This window comes from Pseudomonas sp. Colony2, assembly GCF_019382755.1.
GTDB lineage: Bacteria > Pseudomonadota > Gammaproteobacteria > Pseudomonadales > Pseudomonadaceae > Aquipseudomonas.
Genome location: NZ_CP080030.1, coordinates 643,591 through 660,499 on the forward strand (window position 1 = coordinate 643,591; position 16,909 = coordinate 660,499).

19 protein-coding genes are annotated in these 16,909 nt (G+C 61.2%); 9 read left to right on the top strand and 10 right to left on the bottom strand.

The features are described 5' to 3' along the window. Nucleotides 1-665: 665 nt before the first annotated feature. Together JV201_RS02665 and JV201_RS02670 are read left to right on the top strand one after the other, a co-directional pair. Entirely contained in the window at nucleotides 666-1,433 is a 768-nt protein-coding gene (locus JV201_RS02665; RefSeq protein ID WP_008439080.1) for an SDR family oxidoreductase, read from the top strand. 158 nt (nucleotides 1,434-1,591) lie between these two features. Next, nucleotides 1,592-2,497, top strand: coding sequence for a cation diffusion facilitator family transporter (locus JV201_RS02670; protein ID WP_102367988.1), 906 nt, complete (start codon nucleotides 1,592-1,594; stop codon nucleotides 2,495-2,497). On the opposite strand, the gene JV201_RS02675 is transcribed toward JV201_RS02670, so the two are convergent. From JV201_RS02675 to ureE, 5 genes are all read right to left on the bottom strand, one after another. Continuing rightward, on the bottom strand, nucleotides 2,469-3,599 hold the full coding sequence (locus JV201_RS02675) for an AGE family epimerase/isomerase (RefSeq protein ID WP_219406471.1): 1,131 nt from the start codon (nucleotides 3,597-3,599) through the stop codon (nucleotides 2,469-2,471). The two genes, JV201_RS02670 and JV201_RS02675, sit on opposite strands and share 29 nt — an antisense overlap. A gap of 182 nt (nucleotides 3,600-3,781) precedes the next feature. Then, nucleotides 3,782-4,354 carry a HupE/UreJ family protein gene (locus tag JV201_RS02680; RefSeq protein ID WP_087692463.1) on the bottom strand — a complete coding sequence of 191 codons (573 nt, stop codon included), beginning with the start codon at nucleotides 4,352-4,354 and terminating at the stop codon, nucleotides 3,782-3,784. A gap of 24 nt (nucleotides 4,355-4,378) precedes the next feature. Further along, a complete protein-coding gene (gene ureG / locus JV201_RS02685) occupies nucleotides 4,379-4,993 on the bottom strand; it encodes an urease accessory protein UreG (protein WP_003217431.1) in 615 nt (204 codons plus the stop codon). A 23-nt stretch (nucleotides 4,994-5,016) separates the two neighbouring features. Then, complete coding sequence (locus JV201_RS02690; protein ID WP_219406472.1) at nucleotides 5,017-5,691, bottom strand: urease accessory protein UreF; 675 nt, start codon at nucleotides 5,689-5,691, stop codon at nucleotides 5,017-5,019. Beyond that, nucleotides 5,688-6,188 (bottom strand): urease accessory protein UreE, encoded by a 501-nt coding sequence (gene ureE, locus JV201_RS02695; protein WP_008439076.1) that lies wholly within the window; start codon nucleotides 6,186-6,188, stop codon nucleotides 5,688-5,690. The genes JV201_RS02690 and ureE overlap by 4 nt, the downstream gene beginning before the upstream one ends. Nucleotides 6,189-6,525: 337 nt before the next feature. Between ureE and JV201_RS02700 the strand changes: the two genes are divergently transcribed. Beyond that, nucleotides 6,526-7,014, top strand: a complete 489-nt coding sequence (locus tag JV201_RS02700) for a C40 family peptidase (RefSeq protein ID WP_003217425.1) — start codon at nucleotides 6,526-6,528, stop codon at nucleotides 7,012-7,014. 1 nt (nucleotide 7,015) lies between these two features. On the opposite strand, the gene JV201_RS02705 is transcribed toward JV201_RS02700, so the two are convergent. Then, nucleotides 7,016-7,648, bottom strand: a complete 633-nt coding sequence (locus tag JV201_RS02705; protein ID WP_003217423.1) for a TetR family transcriptional regulator — start codon at nucleotides 7,646-7,648, stop codon at nucleotides 7,016-7,018. A 151-nt stretch (nucleotides 7,649-7,799) separates the two neighbouring features. Beyond that, entirely contained in the window at nucleotides 7,800-8,249 is a 450-nt protein-coding gene (locus JV201_RS02710) for a hypothetical protein (RefSeq protein WP_003217421.1), read from the bottom strand. 368 nt (nucleotides 8,250-8,617) lie between these two features. On the opposite strand from JV201_RS02710, the gene JV201_RS02715 reads away from it, so the two are divergent. Next, on the top strand, nucleotides 8,618-10,687 hold the full coding sequence (locus tag JV201_RS02715) for an AsmA family protein (protein ID WP_003217419.1): 2,070 nt from the start codon (nucleotides 8,618-8,620) through the stop codon (nucleotides 10,685-10,687). Between the two features lie 137 nt (nucleotides 10,688-10,824). Here JV201_RS02715 and JV201_RS02720 read toward each other — a convergent pair whose 3' ends face one another. Both JV201_RS02720 and JV201_RS02725 read right to left on the bottom strand, forming a co-directional pair. Further along, on the bottom strand, nucleotides 10,825-11,355 hold the full coding sequence (locus JV201_RS02720; RefSeq protein WP_003217418.1) for a bacterioferritin: 531 nt from the start codon (nucleotides 11,353-11,355) through the stop codon (nucleotides 10,825-10,827). Between the two features lie 98 nt (nucleotides 11,356-11,453). Further along, nucleotides 11,454-12,365, bottom strand: a complete 912-nt coding sequence (locus JV201_RS02725) for a LysR substrate-binding domain-containing protein (RefSeq protein WP_177022489.1) — start codon at nucleotides 12,363-12,365, stop codon at nucleotides 11,454-11,456. Nucleotides 12,366-12,489: 124 nt separating this feature from the next. Here JV201_RS02725 and JV201_RS02730 point away from each other — a divergent pair, with 124 nt between their 5' ends. Next, entirely contained in the window at nucleotides 12,490-13,131 is a 642-nt protein-coding gene (locus JV201_RS02730) for an FMN-dependent NADH-azoreductase (protein WP_219406473.1), read from the top strand. Nucleotide 13,132: 1 nt separating this feature from the next. Next, nucleotides 13,133-13,438 (top strand): multidrug efflux SMR transporter, encoded by a 306-nt coding sequence (locus JV201_RS02735; protein ID WP_003217412.1) that lies wholly within the window; start codon nucleotides 13,133-13,135, stop codon nucleotides 13,436-13,438. Here JV201_RS02735 and JV201_RS02740 read toward each other — a convergent pair. Further along, on the bottom strand, nucleotides 13,431-14,327 hold the full coding sequence (locus tag JV201_RS02740) for a DMT family transporter (protein ID WP_087693122.1): 897 nt from the start codon (nucleotides 14,325-14,327) through the stop codon (nucleotides 13,431-13,433). The genes JV201_RS02735 and JV201_RS02740 overlap by 8 nt on opposite strands. A gap of 97 nt (nucleotides 14,328-14,424) precedes the next feature. Between JV201_RS02740 and JV201_RS02745 the strand changes: the two genes are divergently transcribed. The 3 genes from JV201_RS02745 (at nucleotide 14,425) to JV201_RS02755 (ending at nucleotide 16,797) form a co-directional block, all read left to right on the top strand. Next, nucleotides 14,425-15,219: a helix-turn-helix transcriptional regulator gene (locus tag JV201_RS02745; RefSeq protein ID WP_003217407.1), complete on the top strand. Its 795-nt coding sequence runs from the start codon at nucleotides 14,425-14,427 to the stop codon at nucleotides 15,217-15,219. A gap of 63 nt (nucleotides 15,220-15,282) precedes the next feature. Continuing rightward, on the top strand, nucleotides 15,283-15,597 hold the full coding sequence (locus JV201_RS02750) for a PsiF family protein (protein WP_003217404.1): 315 nt from the start codon (nucleotides 15,283-15,285) through the stop codon (nucleotides 15,595-15,597). 186 nt (nucleotides 15,598-15,783) lie between these two features. Beyond that, on the top strand, nucleotides 15,784-16,797 hold the full coding sequence (locus tag JV201_RS02755) for an AI-2E family transporter (protein ID WP_003217402.1): 1,014 nt from the start codon (nucleotides 15,784-15,786) through the stop codon (nucleotides 16,795-16,797). Nucleotides 16,798-16,909: the final 112 nt, after the last annotated feature.

The window sequence follows — 16,909 nt, forward strand, 5'->3', positions numbered from 1 at the left end:
GCTTTCCTGAAATTGTGGACAACAAATCCAGGCACCTGCCAAAGCGCGACATATAGCCGCCGCAAATCCCTGTTTTGTCACAGTTTTGACTTGTCCCCAAGCACTGTGGAACCGGCTGTGGGTAACGTGGGAGTAGCTGGCTGGAGGCCTTTGTTTTCGCGGCTTGCAGCGTGGTGGTTGTTTATTGATCAGTGAATTTTTCGTGACCACCCGAGGGGTTTGTCAACCTGTTTAAAGACACAGGTATATGACCGGAATATGTCACTACGGCCTGTGGATAAGTCTGTGACTAAACTCTGGAAAGAGTGCCGCAGAGGCCGGAATGACTGGCCTGGAGCCATCGTCCTAGTTGCACCGTTTTGAACCGGGCTACATACGGGCTGCGCAAGGTCAAGCAAAAAACTTTTTGAATCGCGCTGAAAGCCTTGTGTAGCGCGGCTTTCAGCTTTTGTACTTGCCCCCAAAGACTGTGGACGGGGCTGTGGATAAGGTGCGCGCACATGGCTGCACGCCACGGCCTGTATGGCTTTCGGGCGATTGGTTGAATTTCGTACAGCATGAGCGGCATTCACCTGTGTCCACAGCGTGTATCAGTTGCCGCCAGCCCGGCAGCCGGGCATTCTGCTGGCTGATTTTTTACCTCGTAGCCCCGCAAGGAGAACACCATGTCCGATACGCTGTTTATTACTGGCGCGACCTCCGGTTTTGGCGAAGCCTGTGCCCGCCGTTTTGCCGAAGCCGGCTGGAAACTGGTGCTCACCGGCCGCCGCGCAGAGCGCTTGAACGCCCTGTGCGCCGAGCTTTCCAAGCAGACCGAAGTGCTCGGCCTGGTGGTGGACGTGCGTGACCGCAAGGCCATGGAAGAGGCGATCGCCAACCTGCCGCCGTCCTTTGCCACGCTGCGCGGGCTGATCAACAACGCCGGCCTGGCGGTGGGCACCGACCCTGCGCCGAAGTGCAGCCTCGACGATTGGGAAACCATGGTCGACACCAACATCAAGGGCCTGCTGACCACCACCAGCCTGCTGTTGCCGCGCTTGATCGCCCACGGCCGTGGCGCCGGCATCATCAACCTCGGTTCCATTGCCGGCAGCTACCCGTACCCGGGCAGCCACGTGTATGGCGGCACCAAGGCCTTCGTCAAACAGTTCTCGCTGAACCTGCGTTGCGACCTGCAGGGCACCGGCGTGCGCGTGACCAACATCGAGCCGGGCCTGTGTGAGAGTGAGTTCTCGCTGGTGCGCTTTGCCGGTGACCAGGCGCGTTATGACGCGACTTATGCCGGTGCCGAGCCGATCCAGCCGCAGGACATTGCGGATACGATCTTCTGGGTGCTTAACACCCCGGCACACGTGAACATCAACCGCCTGGAGCTGATGCCAGTGAGCCAGACCTGGGCCGGGTTTGCGATTGAGCGCGGCGCCAAGGCCTAAGTTCGTCGAGCTGTTGTGGCGAGGGAGCAAGCTCCCTCGCCACAGGGTTTTGTCAGGCTTGAATATGCGGCAAATCGGCCAAAACAGGACATAAGGTACACTCCACCCCTGAAAACCCCGCCGCGCTGTGCGGTTCAAAGGTTTTGACAGGAGGATATGTGAGTAACCGAGGTGAGCAGTCGCTGCTCAAACAATCGACCATCCTGATGTTCGCCGTGGCGATCGCCGGGATTGTCACAGGGGTGGTGTCGGGCGCCCAATCGATTTTATTCGACGGCTTTTTCTCGCTGATCGCCACCGCCATCAAGGTGCTGATGCTGATCACGGCCAAGCTGATCGCCAAGAAAAGCAACGAACGTTTCCAGTTCGGCTACTGGCACCTGGAGCCCATGGTGCTGCTGATCGAGGGCAGCTTTTTGCTGTTGATCGCCATCTACGCGTTTCTCAACGGCGTGTTCGGCATTATCAATGGCGGGCGCGATATCGAGTTGGGCCTGGTGATCATCTATGCGGCGGTGTTTACCGTCGTCGAGTTCGCCTATTTCTTCTACGTGCGTTACCGCAATCGCACGCTCAAGTCGTCGCTGATCCAGTTCGACAACATCAGTTGGTTGGTGGACGCGATGCTGTCGGTGGGGCTGCTGGTGAGCTTCCTGGCGGCGCTGTTGCTCAAGTCCCAGGGCTATGGGCAGTGGGCGGTATATGTGGACCCGTTGATCCTGATCCTGCTGGCGTTGAGCATGCTGGCGCCGGCCTTCAAGATCCTGCGCCCGGCGCTACGCGACGTGTTGGGGATTGTGCCGGACCAACTGGACGGCAAAGTGCGCGAAGTGATGGAGGCGGCCCAGGCCAGGCATGGTTTCGATGATTACGTGTCCTACGTGCAGAAGCACGGGCGGGCGCGGTTTATCGAGATTCATGTGGTGCTGCCGGCGGATTACCCGGTGGATAACGTCGCCACCCTGGACGGGCTGCGCGAAGAAATATCCACAGGGTTGGGCAAGCCCGACGCGGCCCGCTGGCTGACGATCAGTTTTACCGGGGACCGCAAATGGATTGCGTAAGGCCCAGGTAGCACGTCGCCAAGTGGTAAGGCGTGGTCGACGGCATGTCCCGCCGGCTCACGTGCCCCTTGGCATCCAGGCACTCATTCCAGCCTTTGTCGTGCAGGAAGCGTTGTTGCAGCGCCAGCAATTGGCGTTGTAGCACGGCTTCACTGTCGGGCCGCAAGGTCAGCGCCCGCAGGTATTCGGCCTGGGCCCAGATGCGCTGGGTGCCGTCGCGCACGCTGCCGTCCAGGGCGAGCATGCCGCTGACCGCACCGGTCAGGTTATCCACACCCTTTTGCTCGGCATAGGTGAACGCTTTGCTCAGTGATGTGTGCAGCGGTGTGCCCCGCAGCAAATCCGAAGATTCCAGCAGGAAGAACCATTCGAACTGATGCCCCGGTTCAAACCAGTTATCCACAGCGCCCAGCGGTTTTTCCATCATCACCCCGTGTTGGCGGTCGATGAAGCGCTTCTGCATGGCGTTGGCCAGGTCCAGCAACGCGTCTTGGGTGACGGCGTCCTCCCGCACGGCCAACGTGGCGAGGAAACCTTCGGCAAGGTGCATCAGCGGGTTTTGCAGAGGGCCAGACTTGAGGGATGACCAGTTACGTCCCAGCACCGCTTCGTACAGGCCGTCGCCGGTGGCGAAGCGTTCGGCGACCACTTCCAGGGCGGCGTCGAGTACCGATTCCACCAGCGATTCACGTACCTTGGCCCAATAGTGGGCGCAGGCGAAGATGATGAAGGCGTGGGTGTAGAGGTCCTTGCGCTTATCCAGCGGCTTGCCGTGGGCGTCGATGCTGTAGAACCAGCCGCCGTGCTCGGCGTCGTGGAAGTGCCGTTGCAGGGAACGGAACAACGCGGCGGCGCGCTCCTCGGCAAAGGCTGCGCCGGGTTCACCGATCAGGCTGGCAAACAGGTACAACTGCCGTGCGCAGGCCATGGCGCGATAGCGTTGCGGGGGCAAAGGCCGATGATCGGCGTCCAGGGCCTCATAGGGCAGCGCCAGGTCGGCATTCCAGCCCGGGCCTTGCCAGAGCGGCACGATCAGGTCGTGGAAGTGCGTCAACACGGCGGTCAATTGAGGCTTGAGGGCGGAGCTTGGAGCGATGGGCATCGGCTGGCGTCGTCACGGCAGGGGTGTTTGCGCGACATGGTATCAGGCTTGGGATCGGTGTTGTCTTTACTGCCGCCTTCGCGAGCAAGCCCGCTCCCACATTCGATCGAGTTCCATTGTTGGAATGCAGTCGACTGTGGGAGCGGGCTTGCTCGCGAAGAGACCCTCAGGAGCACCGAAAATCAGGCAGCGAGCAACCAAACCCCGGTCGCCGCCGAAGCCGCACCCGCCACCCGCACCAACGGCGCAGCCGCCGCCGGCAGGAAACGCACCACGGCATAACCGGCAGCATGCAAAACCGCCGTCGCACCCACAAACCCTATGGCATACGCCCACGGGCTGGACATGTCCGGCAGCTCCAAACCATGGGCCACGCCATGGAACAGTGCAAACAGCGCCGTCGCCGCCACCGCCACGAACAACGGCGGCCGCACCGCCAGCGCTACCGCCAGGCCCAGCGCCAGCACCGACGCGGCAATCCCGCTTTCCAGCGCCGGCAGTTCCAGCCCTTCAAAGCCCAGCATCCCGCCGATCAGCATGGTGCCGACAAACGTGCACGGCAGCGCCCAGCGCGCCGAGCCTTTTTGTTGAGCGGCCCACAGGCCCACGGCGACCATTGCCAGCAAGTGGTCGATGCCGCCCAGCGGGTGGCTGATACCGGCCACCAGGCCGTTGTCGCCATGGCCGGGGTGGGCGAAGGCGAGGGCGGGAGTGAGCAGCAAGGCTGCGGCAGCGAGAAGTGTATTGAGGCGCATGGACAGGCTCCTTGTGGGGGTTGATCAGGCTGCGGTCAGCAAGCCCTGGCGTTCGATGAAGGCGACGATTTCTTCCAGGCCGACGCCGGTTTTCTGATTGCTGAAGACGAAAGGTTTACCGCCGCGCATGCGCTGGGTATCGCTGTTCATCAGCTCCAGGGATGCGCCTACCAGCGGCGCCAGGTCGATCTTGTTGATCACCAGCAGGTCGGATTTGCAGATTCCCGGCCCGCCTTTGCGCGGCAGCTTGTCGCCGGCCGACACATCGATCACGTAGATGGTCAGGTCCGACAGTTCCGGGCTGAAGGTGGCCGACAGGTTGTCGCCGCCGGATTCCACCAGGATCAGGTCCAGACCGGGAAAGCGACGGTTGAGTTGGTCGACCGCTTCGAGGTTGATCGAGGCGTCTTCGCGAATCGCGGTGTGGGGGCAGCCGCCGGTTTCCACACCGATGATGCGCTCGGGCGCCAGGGCCTGGTTGCGCACCAGGAAGTCGGCGTCTTCGCGGGTGTAGATATCGTTGGTGACCACCGCCAGGTTGTAGCGATCACGCAGGGCCAGGCACAGGGCCAGGGTCAGGGCGGTCTTGCCGGAGCCGACCGGGCCGCCGATGCCGACGCGCAGGGGTTGGGTGTTCATGTGATTCTCCAAGATAAAGTGCCCTAGGAACGGAACAGGCGGCTGTACTGGCGCTCATGGGCCATGCACGCCAGGGACAGGCCAAACGCGGCGCTGCCGTAGTGATTGGGGTCAAGCTGGCTGGCGTCCTGCTGGGCTCGTTGCAGCAGCGGCAGCAGTTCGCTGGTCAGGCGCTGGGCGGCTTGTTGGCCCAGAGGCAGCGTCTTCATCAGCACCGCCAATTGGTTTTCCAGCCAACTCCACAGCCAGGCGGCCAGGGCGTCATCCGGGCTGATCTGCCAGGCGCGGGCGGCCAGGGCCCAGCCCAGGGCCAGGTGCGGTTCGGAACGCTGTGCCAGGAACTCTCGGGCGGCGTCATCCAGCTCCGGTAAACCGTTCAATAGCTGGTGCAGGGAATAGCCCATCTGCCGGCTTTCCTGATAAAGCTCGCGGGTTTCACGGCTGGCGCGGTGTTCCTCGCACAACTGCGCGAGGCGTGGCCAGTCCTGTTCGGCGGCGGCCTGGCAGTGGGCAAGCAGCAGCGGCGCTTCGAAGCGCGCCAGGTTGAGCAACAGTTGATCGCTGATCCAGCGCCCGGCACTTGCCGGGTCGGTCACGCGGGCTTGCTCCACGGCCATTTCCAGGCCCTGGGAATAGCTGTAGCCACCAATCGGCAGCTGCGGACTGGCCAGACGCAACAGCGCCCAGGCTGGGTTCATAGGCGTACGCCGAACTGGTGCAGCTTGGGCGGGTAGTTGAAGTCTTCGTCGCCATGGCGGGAGTGGTGGTGGCCGCCGCCATAGGCGCCGTGTTCCGGCTGGAAGGGGGCCTCGATGGTCTCGGTCGTCGCGCCCAACTGATCGAGCATGGCCTTGAGCACGTAGTCATCGAGCAGGCGCAGCCAACCGTCACCCACTTGCAGCGCCACGTGGCGGTTGCCCAGGTGATAGGCGGCGCGGGTCAGTTCAAAGGCATTGCCGCAGGTGACGTGCAGCAGTTGTTCAGGCCGGGCGCACACGCGTACGACACGTCCGTCTTCAGCCTGTAGGAATTCGCCATCGTGCAGCGGCGGTTGGCCGCGCTCCAGAAACAGGCCGACGTCTTCTCCGTCGGCACTGAAACAGCGCAGGCGGCTTTTGCTGCGGGCTTCGAAATTCAGCAGCAACTCTGCGGCCCAGACGGGTTGGGGGGCGATTCGGCGGTGGATCACCAGCATCAGAAAGCTTCCAGCTATGAGCGATGAGCAAGCTAGAGCAAGGGTCTTGCCAACCACGCGGGGAGTAGGAATTCCCTGTAGGCAGGCGACTTGTGCCACCTGATGGCGCAGGAAATTATTCCAAAATGTTTCATTTTGGTGCGTGGTTGGATTTATAGCACCGGATCCGGGCGCTCGGCGTTGAATTCCATTGCTTGGTGCATGAAATTTCTTTCATCTTTTATGAGTTTTGATTGCTTGGGACTTTTCCTACGCACTTGCAGGATTTGCCGTGCGTTGCGTTACGCGCTGTTTCATTAGGATTCCGCTCCGTATTTAATCTTCAGCGGTTTCCACCATGTACAAGTCATTTTTCTGTTTACTCATTGTCAGTTTGTCGCTCGCCATTTCATCTGCTTCGGCCAATCTTCAGCGTGCCCCGGCATTCGCGCCGCCACCTACTATCGACAACGTGATCGACCGCGCCCACGAGCTGTTGGGCACGCCCTATAAATTGGGCGGCGCTTCGGTGAAGCAGGGCTTCGATTGCAGCAGCTTCCTGGTGTACCTGTTCAAGACCGAAGCCAACATTCATCTGCCTCGCACCACCTCGGCGATGCACCGCTCAACCGCGGCCACGGTCAAGCGCAATGCGTTGCAACCGGGTGATGCGGTGTTTTTCAGGGGCAATGGGCGCGGCCAGGTCAGCCACGTTGGTCTCTATATAGGAGAGGGCAAGTTCATCCACTCGCCGCGCACGGGCAAAAGCGTGCGCATCGACTCACTGGCCAACAGCTATTGGAACCGGAACTACACCACCGCCAAGCGTTTTCACACCGTGCGCTGAGTTATTCGGTGCTGCCCAGGCCTTGCCAATGCTTGAGGCCGATAAAGATGAAACGCAGCTGCTGGGTGATCTTGGCTTGTGGCGTGAGGTGCGCAGGCAGCGCTTCGGCGGGCGGGTCGATAATGTCGGGCAGGGTGGCGAACACGCTCTTGACGATCAGGTCGGCCATCACGTGCAGGCCGTCGGCATCCAGGTGCTGGAGCTTGGGCATCAGGGTCAGGTCGGCGGCGAGGTCGCTGGCGATGTCTTCACGCAGGGCACCAATGGCTTGGCGAACGGCGAGGCTGCCACCGTATTGCTCGCGGGCCAGGAACAGGAATTGCGAACGGTTGGCGGCGACCACATCCAGGAAAATCCGTACCGAGGCATCAATGATGCCGCCCATCACGAATTCGTTGTGGCGCACCAGGCGAATCGTCGCGCGAAAGGTCTGGCCGACTTCGCTGACCAATACCAGGCCCAGCTGATCCATATCGGCAAAGTGACGGTAGAAACCGGTGGGCACGATGCCGGCGGTCTTGGCCACTTCACGCAGGCTGAGGCTGCCGAACCCACGGCCACACTCCATCAGATGGCGGGCTGCGTCCATCAGGGCGAGTCGGGTCTGTTGCTTCTGTTCGGCGCGGGGCAGCATTGGCAGGCGGGCTTTGTGGACAAGGACAGCGACGCACTCTAGCAAATCAGCTTTGCCAGCGTCGAACTTCAAAAGGGAGAAGGGCGTTGCGGTTCACACAAAGTCAAAGCCCGATCGGCTGATCGGGCTTTTTTCCAGGGCCAGCACGGGCTTAGCTCTGTGCTTGATGCAGTTCTGCCAGACGGTCAGCACCGCCTTCCACTACGCCGTCAGCATAAGCGCGTTTGTTGGCGCGGCTCGAACCATCTTCAACCAGGCCTTTCTGTTCCAGACGATCACGACCGCCTTCGGCAACAGCGTTGCGTTCCATCAGGCGATCAGCGCCACCTTCAACCAGGCCTTTCTGTTCCAGACGATCACGGCCACCTTCAGCAACGCCTTCGGTGTAAGCACGTTTGTTGGCTTGTTCCGAACCGTTTTCAGTGATGCTGCCGTTGTAGTCGGTGTTGTTCTTGTCCGAAGCGCCGCTGCGAGCCAGGGTTTGGCTGAAGTGGGAAGCGTCGGCTTTCACTTGTGGGGTTGCCTGTTCAGCAGCTGGCAGGGCAAATGCGCTGGTGGCCAGGAGGGAAAGTGCAAAGCTTGCGAGTATTTGGCGTTTCATGATGGGTTGCTCCTTGGGAGGGCGATAAATTGGGTACAGGGCTAATGCTACTCTTGATAAGTCGATATAAAAGTTCATAAACACAATGGTAATAATCAACAGAATTGATTGTTCCCTGCGAAGGCTCTATCTCGCACGTCTCAAGCCCGCGCTTTTGCACCGAGGTGGGTATTTTCGACACGATGGTGGGTAACAACGGTGCGTCGTTGATGATTGAAACTGTCTGGTTGGTCAGGAAAGGCGGTTTTTATGAGGAATTCATCAATGGGGTTAAACCCCCGCGCCGTTTGTCAGTCGTAGCCATATAAGCTGTAGTCAAAACGCGCGCCGCAAAGCGCCCGCTCAGTCGTAACCTGGAGTCCTGTGCAATGACGCGCACTCGTAAAATTCTCGCCTGGAGCTGCGCCAGCTTCGTTTTGTTAATCGCCATTGTGGTGTTGGTCCTGGTGTTCTTTGACTGGAACCGGATCAAGCCGCCCCTCAACGCCAAGGTCTCCGAAGAGTTGCATCGACCGTTTGCCATCAATGGCAACCTGGCAGTGGTGTGGCAGCGCGAGCCCGATGAAGGTGGCTGGCGCGCCTGGATTCCGTGGCCCCATGTGATTGCCGAAGACCTGACCCTGGGCAATCCCGACTGGTCGAAAGCCCCGCAGATGGTCACCCTCAAGCGCGTGGAGTTGCGTATCTCGCCCCTGGCGTTGCTGGCCCAGCGCGTGGTGATCCCGCGTATCGACCTCACCGAACCGAGTGCGCAGTTGCAGCGCCTGGCCGATGGCCGCGCCAACTGGACCTTCAAGTTCGACCCCAAGGACCCGAATGCCGAACCGTCCAACTGGGTGGTGGACATCGGCGCCATCGGCTTCGACAAAGGCCATGTGACCCTCGACGACCAGACTCTCAAGACCCAGCTCGACGTCGTGATCGACCTGCTCGGCAAGCCGATCCCCTTCGGCGAGATCGTCGGCGATGCCGACGCCAGGAAAGCCCTGGAAAAAGGCTCGGCGCCGCAGGATTACGCGTTCGGCCTCAAGGTCAAGGGCCAATACCACGGCCAGAAACTCGATGGCACCGGCAAGATCGGTGGCCTGCTGGCCTTGCAGGACGCGGCCAAGCCGTTCCCGCTGCAAGCCCAGGCCAGGATCGGCGACACCAGCATCGCGCTGGCCGGCACCCTGACCGACCCGATGAACCTCGGCGCCCTCGACCTGCGCCTCAAACTCTCCGGCAGCAGCCTGGGCAACCTGTACCCGCTGACCGGCGTGACCTTGCCGGATTCGCCGGCCTATTCCACCGACGGCCACCTGATCGCCAAGTTGCATGAGGCCAGTGGCGCGTCGTTCCAGTATGAAAACTTCAACGGCAAGATCGGCAACAGCGACATCCACGGCAACCTCGGCTACGTCGCCAGCCAGCCGCGGCCCAAGCTCACCGGGGCGCTGGTCTCCAACCAGCTGTTGATGACCGACCTGGCGCCGCTGATCGGCGCCGACTCCAACGCCAAGCAAAAAGCCCGTGGCGGCGAAAGCAAGCAGCCGGCGACCAAGGTGCTGCCGGTGGAAGAGTTCCGCACCGAGCGCTGGCGCGACATGGATGCCGACGTCGAATTCACCGGCAAACGCATCGTCCACAGTGCCGAATTGCCGTTCACCGATCTCTACACTCACCTGGTGCTGAACGACGGGCAGTTGAGCCTGGAGCCCCTGCGTTTCGGCGTGGCCGGTGGCAAGCTCGACGCGCAGATTCGTCTCAACGGGCGCACCACGCCGATGGAAGGCCAGGCCAGACTCACCGCGCGCAACTTCAAGCTCAAGCAGTTGTTCCCGACCTTCGAGCCGATGAAAACCAGCTTCGGTGAGCTCAACGGCGACGCGGACATTTCCGGACGCGGCAACTCCGTCGCGGCATTGCTTGGCACGTCGAATGGCGATCTGAAAATGTTGATCAACGACGGCGCCATCAGCCGCGGACTGATGGAAATCGCCGGGCTCAACGTCGGCAACTACGTGGTCGGCCGCCTGTTTGGCGACAAGGAAGTGAAGATCAACTGTGCGGCCGCAGACTTCGGCATCAAGTCGGGCCTGGCGACGACTCGCCTGTTTGTGTTCGATACCGAGAACGCGATCATCTACATCGATGGCACCGCGAACATGGCCAGCGAGCAGCTTGACCTGACCATTACCCCGGAGTCCAAAGGCTTCCGCCTGTTCTCCCTGCGCTCGCCGTTGTACGTCAACGGGCCGTTTATCAAACCGAATGCTGGCGTGAAGGCGGTGCCGCTGATGCTGCGTGGTGCGGGCATGGTTGCCTTGGGTGTGATTGCCGGCCCGGCGGCGGGTTTGCTGGCGCTGGTGGCACCGAGCGGCGATGAGCCGAACCAGTGTGCGCCGCTGCTGCAACAGATGAAGGAAGGCAAGGCACCTAAAACAGTGAAAGGCTAGCTGACAAAACCGTGAACCAAATGTGGGAGCGGGCTTGCTCGCGAAGGCGGTGGATCAGTCAAGAATGTTCCGACTGACCCACCGCCTTCGCGAGCAAGTCCGCTCCCACATGGGTTTTGCGGTGTTAGCTGTGTTAGTTACAGGTCCTTCAGAATATCCGCCATGTCGTCGGCGTGTTCTTCTTCCTGGGCCAGGATGTCTTCGAAGATGCGGCGAGTGGTCGGGTCTTTGTCACCGATGTACTGGATGATTTCGCGATAGCTGTCTACCGCGATGCGCTCGGCCACCAGGTCTTCGTAGACCATCTCCTTCAGCGTATTGCCGGCCACGTACTGCGCGTGGGAATTCTTCGACAGCAGGTCGGGGTTGAACTCCGGCTCGCCACCCAACTGCACGATACGCTCGGCCAATTTGTCGGCGTGTTCGGCTTCCTGGGTGGCGTGCTCGAGGAACTCCTCGGCGGCGACATGCGCCTTGACGCCATTGGCCATGAAGTAGTGGCGCTTGTAGCGCAGCACGCACACCAGCTCGGTGGCCAGCGATTCGTTGAGCAGACGCAGGATTTCCTGGCGGTCGGCGTCATAACCTTCGGTCACGGCACCGTTTTCGACGTTCTTGCGGGCGCGGTCACGTAAAGTGGCTACGTCAGACAAATGTGAGTCAGTCATCTCATTCTCCTGGTACTAATCCGGTTTTGCGCCACGCTCTGCCGGCGTGATCGCTCCAAGTTGTGAGTCCCAGGCAACGCAAAAAGTTTTATCGGATTTTACAGAGCGTGCCCCGACAGCCGCGCTTCCTCCTGCAACCACTCAAAAAACGCCCGGACCGGCGGGTGCCGTTCCCGTCCCGGTACGCACAGGGCGCTGTAGCCGGCGCCGTTGACGCGGACCTGTGGCCGGTAAGGCACCAGCAACCCGCTGGCGACGCTTTCCGAGACCAGGATATTGCTCGCCAGCACCAGGCCCTGGCCGGCGATGGCCGCTTGCAGGGCGTAGTGTTCTTCGTCGTATTCGCGCAGCGGCGAAGCGGATTGCAACCAGTCTTCGCCGGCCTTTTCGCACCATGCCTGCCAGCCCAGGGCGTACAGCCTGGAGTTGTGCCAGCGCACGCTGATCAGGGTCGGGGTGCGCTCGCGCGCCAGGGCGACTTGTTCGGGGGAGCCATACACGGCGAAACATTCGTCGAACAGGCACAAACCGTAGAGGTTCGTGTAGTCGTCGATGCTGTAGCGGATCACCAGGTCGACGCTGGCATCCTGCTGTAAATCGACCACGGCGCAGTTGGTGTCCAGGCGCAGGCTGATATCCGGATGGGCGGCATAGAAGCGCCCGAGTCGCGGCACCAGCCACAGAGCGGCAAACGCCGGAGTAGTGGAGAGTGTGAGATTGCTGGCGCTGCGTTGCGGGCGCAGGGTGTCGACGCTTTGCGCGACGTCCAGCAAGGCGCCGTGCAGGCTGTGGAACAGGCGCTCGCCGCGTTCCGTCAGGCGCACCTGGCGCGGCAGGCGCTCGAACAGCGGTACGCCGAGCCAGGTTTCCAGGGAGCGAATCTGATGGGACACCGCCGTCGGCGTGACCGACAACTCCTGGGCGGCGGCCTTGAAGCTCAACAGGCGCGAGGCCGATTCAAAGGCGCGCAGGGCGGTCAGGGGCAGCGAGGCAAACATGTGAGGCTCCATGGATGAATTCAATTCATCCAAAACAACTATTGCTCATTTGTGAGTAAGGCCGCTCGGCTCTAGATTTATGCGTAACAGAGCCAGCCATTCAGGTTGCCTGAGTCTAGCGTGTGAAGGCCTACAGATGAAAAAAATGCTTGCGATCCATTCCAGCCCCCGCGGCGAACGTTCCCACTCCCGGCGCCTTGCCGAGGTGTTCCTGGCCGCCTGGCACACCGCCAATCCCGACGCGCAGCTGACCCGCCGCGAAGTGGGCCGGGCGTCTACCCCCCATGTCAGCGAAGCGTTCATTGCCGCCAGCTTCCACCCGGAGCCGCAGGCGATGCCGTTGTCCATGCACGCCGATTTGCAACTGAGCAATGAGCTGGTAGCCGAGCTCGTCGAGCACGAACTGCTGGTGATTTCCGTACCGATGTACAACTTCGGGATTCCCAGCGGCCTCAAGGCCTGGATCGACCAGATCGTGCGCATGGGCCATACCGTGGACATCACCCAGGACAGCCAGGGCATCGCCCAGTACCAGCCGTTATTGTTGGGCAAAAAGGCCTTGATCATCACCAGTCGCGGCGGCAGCGGCTTTGGCCCGGGCGGGGAAAACGAGGCGATGAACCACGCCGATCCGCACCTGCGGACCGCGTTGGGGTTCATCGGCATTGAAGACGTCACGGTGATCGCCGCAGAAGGCGAAGAGTCCGACCCGAGCGTTTTCCGCCGTTCCTGCGATGCAGTCGAAGGGCAACTGCGCGACCTGGCCGGGAGCTTCTGAAGTGTCGTGGCTTTTCCTGCTGATCGCCGCCGGCTTTGAGGTGACCTTCGCCATGGGCATGAAGTACGCCGACGGCTTCACCCGGCTGTGGCCGTCGCTGGTCACCGTCGTCGCGGCCGTGGGCGGGATCTACTTCCTGACCCTGGCCATGCGTGAGTTGCCGGTGAGCGTGGCCTACCCGATCTGGACCGCCATTGGCTCACTGGGCACGGTGTTTCTCGGGTTCGCATTGCTGGGGGAGAGCCTGACGCTGATCAAGCTGGTGTCGGTGGGCTTGATCGTCGCCGGAGTGGTGGGGCTCAAGTAGCTTCCTGCGCGCTGACATTACTGCGAACCGGCGTCGTCCAGCGCTCCGACAAAATCACCCCGCCCAGGGTCAGCAAGCCGCCCACCAGGTGATACATCGCCAGCTGCTCTTTCAACACCACTGCGGCAATCAACGCGGTGATCAGCGGCAGCAGGTTGAAAAACAGCGTGGTGCGGCTTGGGCCGAGGGTCTTCACCGAATGCATCCAGGCCAGCGGCGCGAGCATCGAGGCCAGCAGGCAGGCGTACAGCACCAGCGGGATATTCGACCAGCCAAGGCCGGCCTTGTCGGAGAGCAGGAACAGCGGAAACAACACCACCACCGCCACCAGCACCTGCAGGTACAGCAACACCAGTGGCGGCAAGCGCAGCTGCCATTTTTTCAGCAGGGTGCTGTAGACCGCGTAGGCGAGGGTGGCCACCAGCATCATCGCGTCACCCATATTCAGCCCGTGTTGCAGCAGGGCGCTGAGACTACCGGCGGAGACCACCACTACCACGCCGGCAAACGACAGCACGGCACCGGTCAGGGCGCCGAAGGTCAGGCGCTGGCCAAGGCTGATGATTGCGGCGGTAAGAGCCATCAGTGGCATCAGCGAGAGGATAATGCCCATGTTGGTGGCCGAGGTCAGGTTCGCGGCGTAATACGCCAGGCTCTGGTACACCGCCATGCCCAACACGCCGAGGATGAAGATCTTGCCCAGGTTGGGACGAATCAGCGGCCAGTTGGCGATGACGGGTTTGAGCATGAACGGGGTAAACAGCAGGCCGGCCAGCAGCCAGCGGTAAAAACCGATCTCGGCAGGGAAAATCGTCCCCACCGCGAGTTTGTTGACCACGGTATTGCCGGCCCAGATAAAAATGGCCAGTAACGGATAAGCGTATTGCATCGAAAAGAACCAATTGCGTCTATGAGCGGTGATTATCCTTTGTCTGGATCGAAGCCTATACTTCGATCCAGCCATCCGACCTTTGTATCCAGACAACATGCTCAAGAAGTACATCAACCTTCCCGATTTTGACCAGTTGCCGGCCCCGGTGTATTTCCGTTATTCGGAATTCGAGGCTGACACCCATGCAAGTGCGCACCAGCATGCCTGGGGTTCCCTGGACTACTCGGCCCGTGGCGTGATGCGCTTTGAAGTGGCTGGCAGTCGCTTTATGTCGCCGCCGCAATATGCGGTATGGATCCCACCCAACACCCAGCACAGTTCCTACAACGCCCAGGCGATCGTCTACCGCTCCGTATATCTGGCGCCCGCCTTGTGCGAGCAATTGCCGGCGCAGCCGTGCACCCTGACCATCAGCGATATCCTCAAGGCGATCCTCAGTGATTTCGCCGAGCGTGATGTCAACATTCCCGAGAACGAAGCCGACGTGCGCCTGGCCCAGGTGCTGGTAGACCAGCTCAGGCAGGCGCCGGTGCACGATTGTTTCCTGCCGTATGCCAGCCATCCCGGGTTGCTCAGTGTGCTGGAGGGCATGCAGGCCGACCCTGGCGATAACCGCGCGCTGGCCCAGTGGGCGCAGCAGGTGCATGTCAGTGAGCGCACCCTGGCGCGGCAATTTGTGCGTGAGCTGGGGATGAGCTTCGGCGAATGGCGCCAACGCCTGCGGTTCCTGGCGTCGATCGAGGCGCTGGACAGCGCGCGCAGTGTCCAGGAAGTTGCGTTTGACCTGGGCTACAGCACAGCCTCGGCGTTTATCGCGATGTTCCAGCGCCAGGCCGGCTGCACGCCGGAGCAGTATCGCCGGACCCATATACGCGGCAGGAAGGTGTAACAGGGTTTGACTACACTGCTGGGGAGGCCGTGCCCCTCGGCACGGTAACAGGGAGAAAACTCCATGAAGATGCTGCGTATTCCGCTGTTGATGATGGGCCTGCTGCTGTGTTCCCAAGGCTTTGCCGCGACTGCCGCACAGACGGCTCAGCAACAAAAAATGACTACTTGCAACGCCGAAGCCAAGACCAGTGGCAAGACCGGTGATGATCGCAAGGCGTTCATGAGCAACTGCCTCAAGGCGGCCCCGGCGGCCAACGACGCCAAGACCCTGACCCCCCAGCAACAGAAGATGAAAGATTGCAACGCCACCGCGAAAACCCAGGCGCTGACCGGCGATGCGCGTAAAACCTTTATGAGCACCTGCCTGAAGAAATAATGATGCAGAACTCTGTGGGCGCTGGCTTGCCTAAGATTGCGACCTGGCAGTCGATGCCTTTGTTGGCTGACCCACCGCCATCGCAGGCAAGCCAGCTCCCACATTGGACCGCGTTTAGACTTCTCGCTTGATTCACCCAAGGCTGGCAGACTGCCCATCCTTTAACGCCGTTCGTTTTGAGGCTGTATGCCAACGTTTTCTCAGCGTCACGTGTTGTTGTTGGTCAGTTGCGTGCTGATTTTTGGCGGGCTGCTGCTGGTTTTGCCATTGAAGTTGCTGCCGAGCCTGCTGGCCGGGCTGCTGGTGTATGAGCTGGTCAACATGCTCACCCCGCAGTTGCAGCGGTTGATCGAAGGCCGGCGTGCGCGCTGGTTGGCGGTAGCCTTGCTGGGAACCTTGATCGTCAGCATCCTGACCCTGATCTTCGCCGGGGCCATCAGCTTCCTGCTGCACGAAGCGGAAAACCCCGGGGCCTCCCTGGATAAGTTCATGGGCGTGGTCGACCGTGCCCGCGGCCAGTTGCCGCCGTTCCTCGACGCCTACCTGCCGGCCAGCGCCGCCGAGTTCCGCGTGGCCATCGGCGAATGGCTGAGCAAACACCTCAGCGAACTGCAACTGGTGGGCAAAGACGCCGCGCACATGTTCGTGACCTTGTTGATCGGCATGGTGCTGGGGGCGATCATCGCCCTGCAACGGGTGCCGGACCTGACCAAGCGCAAACCCCTGGCGGCCGCGCTGTTTGATCGCCTGCACCTGCTGGTCCAGGCCTTTCGCAACATCGTTTTCGCGCAGATCAAGATCGCCGCGCTGAACACCGCGTTCACCGCGATCTTCCTCGCGGTGGTGCTGCCGTTGTGCGGGATCCACCTGCCGCTGACCAAGACGTTGATCGTGCTGACGTTCCTGCTGGGCCTGCTACCGGTGATCGGCAACCTGATGTCCAACACCCTGATCACCATCGTGGCCTTGTCGCTGTCGATCTGGGTGGCGGTGGCGGCGTTGGGCTACCTGATCGTGATCCACAAGGTCGAGTACTTCCTCAACGCGCGGATCGTCGGCGGGCAGATCAGTGCCAAGTCGTGGGAATTGTTGCTGGCGATGCTGGTGTTCGAAGCCGCCTTCGGCCTGCCGGGGGTGGTGGCGGGGCCGATTTATTATGCGTACTTGAAGAGTGAGTTGAAGCTGGCGGGGATGGTTTAGGCATTGATGTTGCCTGGACTGGCCCCTTCGCGAGCAAGCCCGCTCCCACATTTGACCGAGTTCCAACTTTGGAATGCAGCCGAATGTGGGAGCGGGCTTGCTCGCGAAGGGC

Coding starts and splice junctions, on each gene's coding strand:
- JV201_RS02725 (WP_177022489.1), bottom strand. CDS start 12,365: ATGGAGCCTCACATGTTTGCCTCGCTGCCCCTGACCGCCCTGCGCGCC.
- JV201_RS02700 (WP_003217425.1), top strand. CDS start 6,526: ATGTACAAGTCATTTTTCTGTTTACTCATTGTCAGTTTGTCGCTCGCC.
- ureE (WP_008439076.1), bottom strand. CDS start 6,188: ATGCTGGTGATCCACCGCCGAATCGCCCCCCAACCCGTCTGGGCCGCA.
- JV201_RS02750 (WP_003217404.1), top strand. CDS start 15,283: ATGAAGATGCTGCGTATTCCGCTGTTGATGATGGGCCTGCTGCTGTGT.
- JV201_RS02715 (WP_003217419.1), top strand. CDS start 8,618: ATGACGCGCACTCGTAAAATTCTCGCCTGGAGCTGCGCCAGCTTCGTT.
- JV201_RS02705 (WP_003217423.1), bottom strand. CDS start 7,648: ATGCTGCCCCGCGCCGAACAGAAGCAACAGACCCGACTCGCCCTGATG.
- JV201_RS02665 (WP_008439080.1), top strand. CDS start 666: ATGTCCGATACGCTGTTTATTACTGGCGCGACCTCCGGTTTTGGCGAA.
- JV201_RS02730 (WP_219406473.1), top strand. CDS start 12,490: ATGAAAAAAATGCTTGCGATCCATTCCAGCCCCCGCGGCGAACGTTCC.
- JV201_RS02710 (WP_003217421.1), bottom strand. CDS start 8,249: ATGAAACGCCAAATACTCGCAAGCTTTGCACTTTCCCTCCTGGCCACC.
- ureG (WP_003217431.1), bottom strand. CDS start 4,993: ATGAACACCCAACCCCTGCGCGTCGGCATCGGCGGCCCGGTCGGCTCC.
- JV201_RS02755 (WP_003217402.1), top strand. CDS start 15,784: ATGCCAACGTTTTCTCAGCGTCACGTGTTGTTGTTGGTCAGTTGCGTG.
- JV201_RS02745 (WP_003217407.1), top strand. CDS start 14,425: ATGCTCAAGAAGTACATCAACCTTCCCGATTTTGACCAGTTGCCGGCC.
- JV201_RS02675 (WP_219406471.1), bottom strand. CDS start 3,599: ATGCCCATCGCTCCAAGCTCCGCCCTCAAGCCTCAATTGACCGCCGTG.
- JV201_RS02720 (WP_003217418.1), bottom strand. CDS start 11,355: ATGACTGACTCACATTTGTCTGACGTAGCCACTTTACGTGACCGCGCC.
- JV201_RS02680 (WP_087692463.1), bottom strand. CDS start 4,354: ATGCGCCTCAATACACTTCTCGCTGCCGCAGCCTTGCTGCTCACTCCC.
- JV201_RS02690 (WP_219406472.1), bottom strand. CDS start 5,691: ATGAACCCAGCCTGGGCGCTGTTGCGTCTGGCCAGTCCGCAGCTGCCG.
- JV201_RS02740 (WP_087693122.1), bottom strand. CDS start 14,327: ATGCAATACGCTTATCCGTTACTGGCCATTTTTATCTGGGCCGGCAAT.